The 12,004-nt window shown below is 40.2% G+C and carries 14 protein-coding genes; 9 read left to right on the forward strand and 5 right to left on the reverse strand.

The genetic code is table 11. The annotated features are described in order from the left end of the window. The 5 genes from E1176_RS20720 to E1176_RS13240 form a co-directional block, all read left to right on the forward strand. Positions 1-387: hypothetical protein (locus E1176_RS20720; protein ID WP_185152800.1), on the forward strand; the 387-nt coding region annotated here is incomplete at its 5' end. Position 388: 1 nt separating this feature from the next. Next, positions 389-910: a SixA phosphatase family protein gene (locus tag E1176_RS13230; RefSeq protein WP_155211111.1), complete on the forward strand. Its 522-nt coding sequence runs from the start codon at positions 389-391 to the stop codon at positions 908-910. Positions 911-948: 38 nt separating this feature from the next. Next, positions 949-1,743 (forward strand): ligase-associated DNA damage response exonuclease, encoded by a 795-nt coding sequence (locus E1176_RS13235; protein WP_343030537.1) that lies wholly within the window; start codon positions 949-951, stop codon positions 1,741-1,743. After that, positions 1,715-1,981 carry a hypothetical protein gene (locus E1176_RS21370; RefSeq protein ID WP_343030538.1) on the forward strand — a complete coding sequence of 89 codons (267 nt, stop codon included), beginning with the start codon at positions 1,715-1,717 and terminating at the stop codon, positions 1,979-1,981. Before E1176_RS13235 ends, E1176_RS21370 begins: the two co-directional genes overlap by 29 nt. Before the next feature lie 9 nt (positions 1,982-1,990). After that, a complete protein-coding gene (locus tag E1176_RS13240; protein ID WP_155211112.1) occupies positions 1,991-3,580 on the forward strand; it encodes an ATP-dependent DNA ligase in 1,590 nt (529 codons plus the stop codon). Positions 3,581-3,620: 40 nt separating this feature from the next. Here the strand turns inward: E1176_RS13240 and E1176_RS13245 are convergent, their stop codons facing one another. Beyond that, a complete protein-coding gene (locus E1176_RS13245) occupies positions 3,621-4,553 on the reverse strand; it encodes a hypothetical protein (protein ID WP_155211113.1) in 933 nt (310 codons plus the stop codon). A gap of 167 nt (positions 4,554-4,720) precedes the next feature. Here E1176_RS13245 and E1176_RS13250 point away from each other — a divergent pair, with 167 nt between their 5' ends. After that, entirely contained in the window at positions 4,721-5,080 is a 360-nt protein-coding gene (locus E1176_RS13250) for a SnoaL-like domain-containing protein (protein WP_155211114.1), read from the forward strand. Between the two features lie 109 nt (positions 5,081-5,189). Here E1176_RS13250 and E1176_RS13255 read toward each other — a convergent pair whose 3' ends face one another. From E1176_RS13255 to E1176_RS13270, 4 genes are read right to left on the reverse strand one after another with little or no spacing between them, the layout of a single operon-like run. Continuing rightward, positions 5,190-5,579: a VOC family protein gene (locus E1176_RS13255; protein ID WP_155211115.1), complete on the reverse strand. Its 390-nt coding sequence runs from the start codon at positions 5,577-5,579 to the stop codon at positions 5,190-5,192. 53 nt (positions 5,580-5,632) lie between these two features. Further along, on the reverse strand, positions 5,633-6,220 hold the full coding sequence (locus E1176_RS13260; RefSeq protein WP_155211116.1) for a hypothetical protein: 588 nt from the start codon (positions 6,218-6,220) through the stop codon (positions 5,633-5,635). 1 nt (position 6,221) lies between these two features. After that, positions 6,222-6,686, reverse strand: coding sequence for a nuclear transport factor 2 family protein (locus tag E1176_RS13265; protein ID WP_343030539.1), 465 nt, complete (start codon positions 6,684-6,686; stop codon positions 6,222-6,224). Then, positions 6,686-7,093 (reverse strand): DoxX family protein, encoded by a 408-nt coding sequence (locus tag E1176_RS13270; RefSeq protein ID WP_155211117.1) that lies wholly within the window; start codon positions 7,091-7,093, stop codon positions 6,686-6,688. The genes E1176_RS13265 and E1176_RS13270 overlap by 1 nt, the downstream gene beginning before the upstream one ends. A gap of 89 nt (positions 7,094-7,182) precedes the next feature. On the opposite strand from E1176_RS13270, the gene E1176_RS13275 reads away from it, so the two are divergent. The 3 genes from E1176_RS13275 to E1176_RS13285 form a co-directional block, all read left to right on the forward strand. Next, the gene (locus E1176_RS13275; protein WP_155211118.1) at positions 7,183-9,639 is read left to right on the forward strand and encodes a ligase-associated DNA damage response DEXH box helicase; all 2,457 of its coding nucleotides are present in this window, start codon (positions 7,183-7,185) and stop codon (positions 9,637-9,639) included. 84 nt (positions 9,640-9,723) lie between these two features. Then, positions 9,724-10,122: a hypothetical protein gene (locus tag E1176_RS13280; RefSeq protein WP_155211119.1), complete on the forward strand. Its 399-nt coding sequence runs from the start codon at positions 9,724-9,726 to the stop codon at positions 10,120-10,122. Positions 10,123-10,234: 112 nt separating this feature from the next. Next, positions 10,235-12,004, forward strand: a 1,770-nt coding sequence (locus tag E1176_RS13285) for an ATP-binding protein (protein WP_222933147.1), incomplete at its 3' end; no start/stop codon positions are given.

Here is a 12,004-nt window from a genome sequence, read left to right on the forward strand (position 1 = left end):
CTCTTTGATGGCATGAGAGCAGGTGATAGTGCTATGGTAAAAGAAACCTTTACTGAAGATGCTCAGATGTTTACTGCTACTTACGATAAATCGGGTAAGCCGATGCTGCAAAAAGGTAGTCTTCAAAATTTTTTAGTAGCGATTGGTACACCTCGAGATAAAGTATTAGACGAGCCTATCTATAATACAGAAATAAAGATTGACGACAGGTTGGCGCAGGTCTGGACTGATTATGCGTTCTATCTGGGGAAAGACTTTCATCACTGTGGAGTAGATGCTTTTCAGTTATTTAAGACAGATGAAGGATGGAAGATATTTCACATCACAGATACCCGCAGAACAGAAGGCTGTGATGTGCCCGAAGAAGTAAAAGCAAAAAGAAAGTAATATGCATAATATAAGAGTATCATTATTTCTAGTAAGCCTGATTTTGTTATCTGGCTGCAGCACTACAGCGCAGGAAATCACAACGATTATATTGGTGAGGCATGCCGAGAAGGCAAAAGATCAGGGTAGCGACCCGGCTTTGACTGATGAGGGTGTTGCCAGATCTGCAGAGCTGGCGCGGGTTTTAAAAGACATGGACATTGATCATATCTATTCAACGCCCTTTGTGCGTACACGCGAAACCGTCAGGTATCTGGCAGAAGCAAAGAATATTGAGGTAAAAGAGTACAATCCATCTAAACTAGATGAGGTGATGGAGTTAGTAAATGACAATCGAGGTAAAACTTTATTGTTTTCTGGTCACTCCAATACAACGCCTACTGTACTCAACAAACTCGTAGGCGAAGAGCGATACCAACAGCTTGACGATTCAGATTATGATAATCTCTATATTGTGACCTATCTCAATGCAAATCAGGTAAAAGTTGTAAGCCTCGAGTACGGAGAGGACAGCGAACTGTAGCAAAACAACATTTAGTGGCTAGAGGTGTTTGATTGATAATGTTACTCACCTTTACATCAAAAGGCATCTATTGCCGACAAGCCGATGTTTACATCGACCCCTGGAAGCCTGTAAAAAAAGCGCTCATCACACATGGACATGCCGACCATAGCAGATGGGGGCATAAGCATTATTTATCAACTAAAGCAGCTGCACCGGTGATTTATCAGCGGTTAGGAGACATAAACCTGGAGGTGGTTGATTTTGGAGAAGTCACTCAGATCAATGATGTTAAATTCTCTTTTCATCCGGCCGGTCATATCGTAGGTTCGGCACAAATTAGGGTAGAATATAAAGGTGAAGTCTGGGTGGTATCTGGTGACTATAAATTAGAAAATGACGGTATTTCTGAGCCGTTTGAACCTGTAAAGTGTAACACCTTCATTACAGAATCAACCTTTGGTTTGCCGATATACAAGTGGGCACCACAGAAAGAAGTTTTTGCCGATGTAAATGCCTGGTGGCAACAAAATAAGGAGGCTGGCAAGGTCACGATACTTACAGGTTATGCACTTGGTAAAGCACAAAGAATCATTGAGCATTTAGATGAAGGCATTGGCACAATATATACTCACGGTGCTGTTGAAAATGTAAATGAAGTGATCAGAAATCAAGGTGTGGCGCTCAAGCCAACTGTGCGAGTTACTCAGGATATCGATCCAAAAGAATTTAAAGGCAATATTGTAGTTGGCTACCCCTTCAGCCATTGGGAGCCCCTGGGTAAAGAAATTCAGGCCATTCTCAGTTGGCATTGCTTCTGGCTGGATGGCACTGAGGGGAGCTCGCAGACGTAGGGCAGTAGATCGTGGCTTTGTGCTTTCGGACCACGCAGACTGGAAAGACCTAAATACTGCTGTAACAGAAAGTGGAGCCGAGAGGGTATTTGTTACGCATGGTTACAGTCATATCTATAGTAAATGGCTGCAAGAAAAAGGCCTTGAAGCCGCTGTTGTAGAAACGCAGTATGAAGGTGAGTTGGGAGAAGTAAACGAGAGTACTACCAAAGAAGAGAAAGAAGAACAAAACGCCTAGGTCTGATATATGAAGCATTTTTCTACACTGTTTACACAACTGGACCAAACCACCAAAACGCTCGTAAAGGTGCAGGCTTTAGTCGATTTTTTTACTGAAGCTGATGATGAAGATAAGATTTGGGCGATAGCAATTTTAAGCCACCGAAGACCCAAAAGAACTGTAAAAACGAAAGAACTGAGAGAGTGGGCTGCTGAGTTGGCCAACTTACCGAACTGGTTGTTTGAGGAATCATATCATGTAGTGGGCGATTTGGCCGAAACGATTGCTTTATCGCTTCCCGTAGCTGAAAATCTGGAAGAAAAGTCATTGAGCTATTGGATAAGCAGTTTGCGTGAGCTTAAAGATAAATCAGATGAGGAGCGTAAAGAGGCAGTCGTAAATGCCTGGATGAGTATGGGTACCACCGAGCGGTATATTTTCAACAAAATAATTACCGGAGGTTTTAGGATGGGGGTGTCTCAAAAGCTTATGACAAGAGCCCTGGCCAAACATACAGGTATTGAGGAGAGTATGTTGGCTCACCGCTTAATGGGCAACTGGTCACCAGATAGCACAGATTATGAAAATTTGATTTTGTCGAAAGATCCCGGTGAGGATAAAAGCAGACCTTACCCGTTTTACCTGGCCTATGCGCTTGAAGATGGGCCTGAGGGTCTGGGTAAACCAGAGGAGTGGATCGTAGAGCGAAAGTGGGACGGCATAAGGGGGCAGATCATTGTAAGAGGAGGAGAAATCTACGTGTGGTCAAGAGGCGAGGAGCTGGTGACAGATAAATATCCTGAATATGAGCCGTTAAAAGAAAAGCTACCGGATGGCACAGTGCTAGATGGTGAGATATTACCGTTTAAAGATGGCAGCCCATTACCTTTTAACTTGCTGCAAACTCGTATAGGTAGGAAAAATCTTAGTAAAAACATCTTGCAGAAAGCTCCTGTTGTATTCAAATCTTATGACGTACTTGAGTGGAAAGGTGAAGACATACGCGAAAAACCATTTAAAGAGAGAAGAGAAATTTTAGAAAGGCTTGTAGTCAATACAGAGGCCGATGCCTTACATATATCAGAAGTAGTGCATTTCGAGAAGTGGCAGCAGCTTGATAAAGAGCGGGAAGACTCAAGGCAGTATGCCAGTGAGGGGCTGATGGTTAAACGTGCCGACTCGACTTACCAATCAGGTAGAAAAAAAGGAGATTGGTGGAAGTGGAAAGTAGAGCCGCTGACGGTAGATGCCGTTATGATCTATGCCATGAGAGGTCACGGCCGAAGAGCCAATTTATATACCGATTATACTTTTGCTGTGTGGGATGGTGAGCAGCTTGTGCCGTTTACAAAAGCATATTCCGGACTTACAGATAAGGAGATTAATGAAGTAGACAGGTATGTAAAAAGAAATACCATTGATCGATTTGGCCCTGTAAGAAGTGTAACACCCGAGCTGGTATTTGAGATAGCTTTTGAAGGAATTAATAAATCAACCAGACACAAATCCGGTATTGCTCTGCGTTTTCCGAGGATAAAGAGATGGCGTAAAGACAAGCCTAAAGAAGAGGCCAATACTTTAGAAGATTTGCATCAGCTTTTGGAAGTGTATGAATGAAAAACCCCGACTATAAAGCCGGGATCAGAGTTAATAAATTCTACATTTCTAGTTGTCGTCTGTACTTTTCAGCTCTTTTGATCATCTTTTTCTGAGCTTCCTCAATGTTTGAAGACTTAAGCCGCTTTTTACCAACGAATACGAAAAGGACTTCATCGCTTTCTGTGCTCACAATCATATTCATATTGTAGGTGATAAGTCCTGCATAGTATGGGATATTTTTCCAATAATAGCAGCATTCTGCACTCTCTTTACGTTTTTTGTTTATTTCATTTTCATGTACAATGTTGTAAGGAGAGATACTCCAGGCAGATAAGGCTTCTTTTAGCTCTTTGTTCTTTTTTACATCGTTGTATTTAGGTGCTAAGAATGTTTTATTATCGATCTCATTGAAAAATTCTACAAAATTTTGTTTGTACTTATTTCGCATAGAACGGAAGGATTTATCACCCTCTTCCTCAAGTTCCATCGCACTGTTGAGGGATTGATTAAGCATGTTTATAATTAACCTCAGGTCGTACTCATCTGTGATGTCAAGATTATTAATGGGCGATTGAGCGATCATTCTTTTCTTCGGCTGAGCCACATACATTTCTGCAAAGATATTTCTAACACCGTTAGACTCACGTGCCACAAATACCAAAGCGATACCATCTTCTGGTCTATCTTTGAAGAATTTTCTGTAGTCGTAGTCTTTTATAATGTAATCGGTAGCATCGTAAGATGAGCCACTCATTACCTTATCCCATAGATTATTGAGCTCAGTTACCGATCGAGATAGACTTTCAAACTCTTTCATTTTGTCTTTTCTTATAAGCTTTCTGAACTGCTTGTCACCTATTTTGTATTTGGGGACCCATAGCGTCTTGTTTTCTAATAAAGAATAATCAAATCCCTTGATAGGGTTAAATTGACCAATAGATTGAGATGAAATGAAAATTAAAAGTACAATAGAGAGGTAAAATTGTTTCATTAGAAGTGATTTAAAATAAAATAAAAGAGCTAAAGTAAGAAAATGCTTAGATATGAGATCAGTTATTGAAGGAAATAATTAGTCAAAATATCAATTCGATGTTTAAACATTTAATTTTGATTTACGTTTAATAGTCTAAGATCTTTAACATCAAAACACGAAAAACTATGAGCTACTTAAGCAAAGAAAAAGACTTGCAAAACATGGTAAACAGCGGCCAACTTATGGAGGCTTTTGAGAAGTATTATGCTGATAATGTAACCTTAGTTGAGGCTACTGGTGATAAGTTTGAAGGTAAGAACGAAGCACGTAAGCATGAAGAAGAGTTTTTAGGCAAAGTGCAGGAATTTCATGGGGCTGGAATAAACAAGATTACCTCAAATGAGGATGAGGGTACTACGATGTCTGAAGTGTGGATGGAAGTAACTTTTAAAGGCATGGATGCACCTGTAAAAATGGAGCAGGTAGCAGTAAAGAAATGGGAAGGCGACCATGTAGTACATGAGCGTTTCTACTACAACGCTTAAAAAAGCTGTCATTTAAGACAAAAGAGGCTGTCTCAAAAGTTGTAAATAAATTCTTACATGTCATTCTGACGAAGGAAGAATCTTACTCACCTTTTGAGAGGGCCTCTTTTTACTTTCTACTGTGAATGGCGATTCTATTACCCTCTGTATCGAGAAAGAGCCCCATAAACCCAACCTCAGGGGCTATCAGTTTCTTTTGCTGCAATACCTTACCACCTGCATCTTCTACCTTAGATAATTCGTTGGCCAAATCACCAGAGTGTGCTGTAAAATACACCAGAGTACCATTGCTGCTGGGTGTGTAAAATTCTTTATGGTACATCAGAGAGCCTGATGCACCCATTCCATCTTCCTTCCAGGGAAACCAGGCCATATCTACTTCATCCATTTTATTACGGGTGAGCTTAAAGTCAAATACAGTCTCATAAAATTTAATGGCTCGACCTTTATCTTTTACAGGTATTTCAAACCAACCGACTACATTGTTTTTAATTTCCATAGCCTTATTTTTAGTTAATATAAGATACTAAAAATTATGATACGGTAGTAGCTTCAAACCACTGTAAGTGCCAGGTAAACGACCCAGGCTATAAGGAGGAGAGGAATAATTACAACAGCAATTTTTACCCATCGGGCTGTTTGTTTCTCAATGGGAGCAACCACCTTCTTTACAATAGGCAGGTTGAGTGCTTCTGCCACTTGTCTTTGCCATAATTGCGCGCTTTCCAGTGTGGCTGTACTATCGAGTCTTTGTTCATCGGTGGGGCCTTTCAATATCACGGTATAATATATTGAAATGGAGCTGGTTCCAGGGGGGAAATTTGCCTTGGAGTTTTGCGTTACTTCTCGTCTTATGATTACACTTTCAAAATCTGACTTGTGATATGATTTTACGACTAAAGGTACAAAAAGCCCTTTCCTAACCTTTATCACACCTTGGTCTGCATAAATATCGACAGTGAAAATATAGCCAAGTACAAAAAAGCCAACGGCTCCTAAAAAATACCCAAATATCGTGAGTGTATCGAGAAGCTGACTCCCAAATAAGATCAATAGCAGACCTAGAATAATAATTGCCTGACCTGCAGTTTTTAGTCTCTTGCGCCTGTGTGGAGATGGAAATTGAAGTAATCCGGTCAATTCACCTGTTTTTGATGTAGTGCTTCAAAGCTTTTTTCGCAGTCGTTCTCACCTTGCTTTTTACAAACGGGGTATATCCAAAAAAAAGGCCGAACGGACCCAGAGCCATTTGTGACCATTTCCAGAAGTTAAAATGATCCCTGTGCTCAATGATTTTACCTCCTTTGAGCTTAAACTCAGCATCAATTTTATTGTGCACTTTTCTTTTGGTTTTAGAGAAGGTATAGTGAGCTTCCCAATGTGCACCACCTTTATCACCATCGGCCCAAACCTCTGAGTAGGTCACTTGTAGGTCAGTGGCTCTACCCAGTAGCATACGCCACATATTTTTGGCTTCATCTCCCTGAAGTACACCAAATGCAGGGTCTTCAAAAACCACATCATCTGCATAAAAAGAAATCATGCGCTCGGCATCACCTTCTCGAAAGGCAGTGTAAAACGCTGATATGATATGCTCATTTTCCACTATTTAAAAAACATTCGGTCCAAAGAATAGCGACCACCACCTTTATAAAATAAGAGTATAAATGATGCCAGGTAGAGAAGAGCCATCTCTTTTTCACCAATGGAGTCTGAGCCATGTGTAATAAAAGCTGCCACCGCCATGGCTATAATCAACGGAATTGAAGCTAATCGGGTAAGAAGACCAAACATAATGAGCAAGGCACATACAAATTCAGCAAATGCTGTGAGTACTAGTGATGCTTCGGGGCCTATGCCTATCGGGTCGGCAAATCCCATATTACCTTCTATCACTTTCATAAATTTGCCATAGCCATGTGTAAGCATAAGACCTCCTACCATTAGCCTGAATATTAATAAGCCAAAATCGACATTGTACTTCTTCTTCACTGATTTTCTAAGAAAACTCATAATGAGGTTTTAAGGTTGATAACTAATTAAATATAACACTGTTTTTCTATTTTAGAAGTATTAGATGCGTAAACTCTTAATTACTCTTTTTGCAAAATAAGCTCATTCCTAAAGCGATAAAATGGTTTCAAGAAAAAGGATGGAAGCCGTTTCCCTTTCAAACAGAAACCTGGGAGGCATACCTTAATGGACAACACGGATTGGTAAACGCACCTACCGGTAGTGGAAAGACTTATTCGCTGGTGATGCCTGTACTCCTGGAGTATATCAGAGAAAATTATAAAAGAGGCAAGCCATTAAAAAACAATGGATTGAGAGTAATCTGGATTACTCCTATAAAAGCACTGGCCAAAGAGATCTCTTATTCTGCACAGCGTGCTATCGAGGGGCTTGACCTTGATTGGCAAGTGGCCATTCGCTCAGGAGATACGTCTACTAAAGACAGACAAAAATTAAAGAAAACACCACCCGAATTTTTAATTACCACACCTGAGAGCTTGCAACTTATGCTTGCGCAAAAGGGCTATGATAAATATTTTAAAAACCTAAGAGCGGTAGTTTGCGATGAATGGCACGAGCTTATAGGCTCCAAAAGAGGAGTGCAGATGGAGTTGGCTTTGTCGAGGCTTAAAACTATATGTGAGAAGCTAAAGATCTGGGGAATATCGGCTACAATCGGCAATATGGAAGATGCGGTAGAAACCTTGCTAGGTGATCTCGCTCATGATAAAAAGCATTATACACTTATAAAAGCTGATATCAAGAAGCAAATAGAAGTTGACTCTGTGCTGCCAGATGAACTTGAGAAACTTCCCTGGGCAGGTCATTTAGGAGCCCAGATGGTAGATAAAGTTATTCCAATCATCAAAGAAAGTAAAAGTACTCTAATCTTTACCAATACACGATCATTTGCTGAGATTTGGTATCAAAAATTACTTGAGCGAGCCCCTGAGTTGGCAGGGATCATTGCCTTGCACCATGGCTCGATAAGCCGGGAGCTCAGAGACTGGGTAGAGGAGGCTTTACATGCCGAGCAACTTAAGGCTGTCGTGTGCACCTCAAGTCTTGACCTAGGTGTAGATTTCAGGCCAGTTGAAACTATCATACAGGTGGGCAGTCCAAAAGGTGTGGCCAGATTTATGCAAAGGGCCGGTCGTAGCGGTCACCAACCGGGTGCGCTGAGTAAGATATACTTCGTGCCCACTCATTCGCTAGAACTTATTGAGGCGGCCAGTATGCGACAAGCCATAAAGGAGGGCCTTGTGGAAGACCGTATACCTTACTTAAGATCCTTTGATGTGCTCATTCAGTATCTGGTTACATTGGCGGTGTCAGACGGTTTTACCTCTGAGCAGATTTTCGAAGAGGTAAAAAGTACTTTCTGCTATGCCAGTATAGAAAAAGATGAGTGGCAATGGCTTTTGGCCTTTATCACCACTGGTGGAGCTGCACTTACTGCTTATGATGAATTTAGAAAAGTAGAGTTTGAAGATGGCGTTTATAAAGTAACCAATAGAAGGGTAGCCATGCGGCACCGTATGTCTATCGGCACCATCGTGAGCGATACTTCTATAAAAGTGAAGTATGTGAGTGGCAAATACATCGGCACAATAGAGGAATATTTCATCTCAAAACTTCAGCCGGGAGACGTTTTTTGGTTTTCAGGGCGTAACCTCGAGTTGGTTAGAATTAAGGAGATGGTCGCGCAGGTGAGAAATAGTAAGAAAAAGTCGGGCAAAGTGCCTTCATGGCAGGGCGGTAGAATGCCGCTAAGCTCTCAAATGTCTGTGATGTTGAGGAAAAAGCTCAATCAGATTGCCCGAGGAATACCTACCCAGGACCCAGAAGTGGCTTTTCTCCAGCCTTTAATGGATTTACAGAAAAATCGCTCTTACCTGCCAAATGATGAGGAATTTCTGATTGAATATTTTCAGACCAATGAAGGTTATCATGTATTGATGTATCCTTTTGAGGGCCGTTTTGTGCATGAAGGCATGGGAGCACTGCTAGCCCATCGCATAGCCCGTATAAAGCCAATCACTTTTAGTATCGCCATGAATGATTATGGCTTTGAGCTATTGTCTGATCAGGAAATACCTATTTACGAAGCTATTGAGACCGATGCCTTGGGGGTTGATGATTTATATCAGGACATACAGGCAAGTATCAACTCTGTGGAGATGGCCCGTAGGAGGTTTAGAGATATTGCTGCCATATCCGGGTTAGTGTTTAAAGGCTATCCCGGACAACAAGTTAAAGACCGACATCTGCAGAGCTCTTCCCAGCTTTTCTTTGATGTATTCCAGGATTACGAAAACGAAAGTCTCCTCTTACTGCAGGCTTATGAGGAAGTCATGGACTTTCAGCTGGAAGAGGCCCGATTAAGAAATGCATTAGAACGTATAAACCAACAAAAGTTTATAATTACCGAGCCGGAAAAACCCACACCATTTGCCTTTCCTATCATGGTAGATCGTACAAGAGAGAAATTAAGTTCAGAAAAACTTCAGGACAGAATCAAAAAAATGCAGCTTCAATTCCAGTAATATATTTAATTATTGATGCTTAATATAAAATTATTTTTAAATTGGATGGTCAAAATAAAACGTGTCTAATTAAAAGTAAAACTTATGGCTACAATTACTATGTACCTCAAGCATCAGAACGATGACTTGTATTATTCGATGGATAATGTCAACTTTAGTCCATTGGAAGTTGATACTGTTACTGGCGTTGACGCTGGTGACGAAGTTTTTTTCAGACTTGCCGAAGACAGTAACATTGAGCAAATTAAAAAGATCAATGTAAATGAAAGTAAAGCAGGTGAAAAGCAAAAGAATTGGCAGAATATCTGGGAAACTAAACCAACTGCTTACAATAAAACAAAGGACGTTTTTAGAGGTGTGATTAAGGCAGACTTGGATAGGGTGCCAAAATATAATGGGTATACAATTAAATATAAAACTACTGAGGGTGATATGGAAAAAGACCCTGAATTTGAGCAGCCGAAAGACGGAGGTAATATGTAATCAAGTTTCTTTCAAAAAAAGGATGACATTTTTTTGTGTCATCCTTTTACTTTGTTTTATACAAGGTTATTCTCAAAATAAAAATTTATTAGAGTTGAAAGATAGTGCCATAATGGTCTTAAACTCCGATACACTATCTGATGAATCTCGCCTGAGTACGTTGAGAACTATCGTGGATAACACAACTGATGCAGATGAACAACTTAAGTATGCAAAGCTTTTAATAGAAAACTCTGAAGGACAAGAGGATTATAGCTATAAAGTTAACGGATATTTAAGACTGGGTGGGGCCAATAAACAAAAAGGAAATCTAACAGAAGCTCTTCAGGCCTACCTTACAGCGGCTCAAATTTCCTCTAACAACCAAGATTATATTTCTGAAGCAGATGCATATACAAATGTCGCCACTATCTATACGTCTAACGAGGATTATGCCAAATCACTTCAATATTATCGGGATGCCTTAGAACTTTATACCACCAAAGTTGATTCGCAAAGACTAGCTATAGTGTATATTAATTATGCTTATGCAGCCTACAAAGCGCAGTTATATGATTCGTCTCTAAGTTTATCGGAAAAAGCAGTTTATTTTTCTCAATTTTCTAGTTACAAATTAATTGAAGCTTATGCTCAAAGCAATATGGCTCTGGCATTGGCAAAAAAAGGGTTTTTCACACTTTCTGAAGAGAAACTGGAAAAATCTTTAGAAGTTATGGCAGCTAATGATGATCAATATGCTATAGCAGACTGTTTAATTGAAATAGGAGGTGTATATATAGAGCAAAATAACTTACAAACTGCCATAGAGAAATTGACTCAAGGTTATACTATTGCTTTGGAACACGGCCTCAAACAACAAATTCAAAATGGAGCTAAATTTTTAGCACAGGCTTATAAACAACAAGGTGATATTGAGAAAGCATTTAGTTATCAGTCAAAATACTATACTTACCGAGACAGCCTCATCAATGCAGAGCAAATAAGAAAACTGGCAGATCTAAGGACTAGTTATGAAGTGGGTCAAAAACAGGCAGAGGTAGACCTGCTGACAGCTGAAAAAAGAACACAGCAAATCATCATCTTTTCTACCGCAGGTGGCGCTCTTTTAGTAGCTATATTGTTAGGCCTTGTTTATAAAAACTACCAGGACAAAAATCGTATCAATAAGGTTTTAGAAGAGCAAAAGCAACAGCTTGAGGAGTTAAATAAAACCAAAGATAAATTCTTTTCAATCGTTTCTCACGATTTACGCGGTCCAGTAAGTGCTTTTGCAGGGGTAAGTCACCTCATCAAGTATGCTGTTAAAGATAATAATCATGAAGAGTTGTTAGAGATTGCTGAACATGTGACTATCACTGTAGGTCATCTTTCAGGGCTTCTTGATAACCTTTTGCGCTGGGCGATGCAGCAGCAGGGCCGTTTCCCACATGTACCAGAAAAACTCAATCTCAATGAACTAGGGGAAGAGATCAAAGGGATTTTTGCGACTACTGCTGAGGGTAAGAAAATAGATCTCGAAACAGACATCAGTGATCAAATCCAGTTGTGGGCAGACAAAAACACAACCATGACTATTTTTAGAAATTTGGTTAACAATGCGCTCAAATTTACCCATCAGGGTGGAAAAGTGTCAATCAAAGCCAGGCCGGTGGGTGAAATGGCTGAAATTGTAATTTCTGATACTGGTGTCGGTATGTCACCTGAAAAAGTTAAAACACTTTTCAAACTACAGGCCAAGCGCAGTGAATTTGGTACAGATGGCGAAAAAGGTCTTGGGTTGGGTCTACAGCTTGCCTACGAATTTATTGAAATGAATAACGGCTCTATTTCAGTGAAAAGCCAAGAAGGGGAAGGTACTGAGTTTGTGGTAAGGCTACCATTG

This window comes from Fulvivirga aurantia (genome assembly GCF_009711475.1).
Classification (GTDB): domain Bacteria; phylum Bacteroidota; class Bacteroidia; order Cytophagales; family Cyclobacteriaceae; genus Fulvivirga; species Fulvivirga aurantia.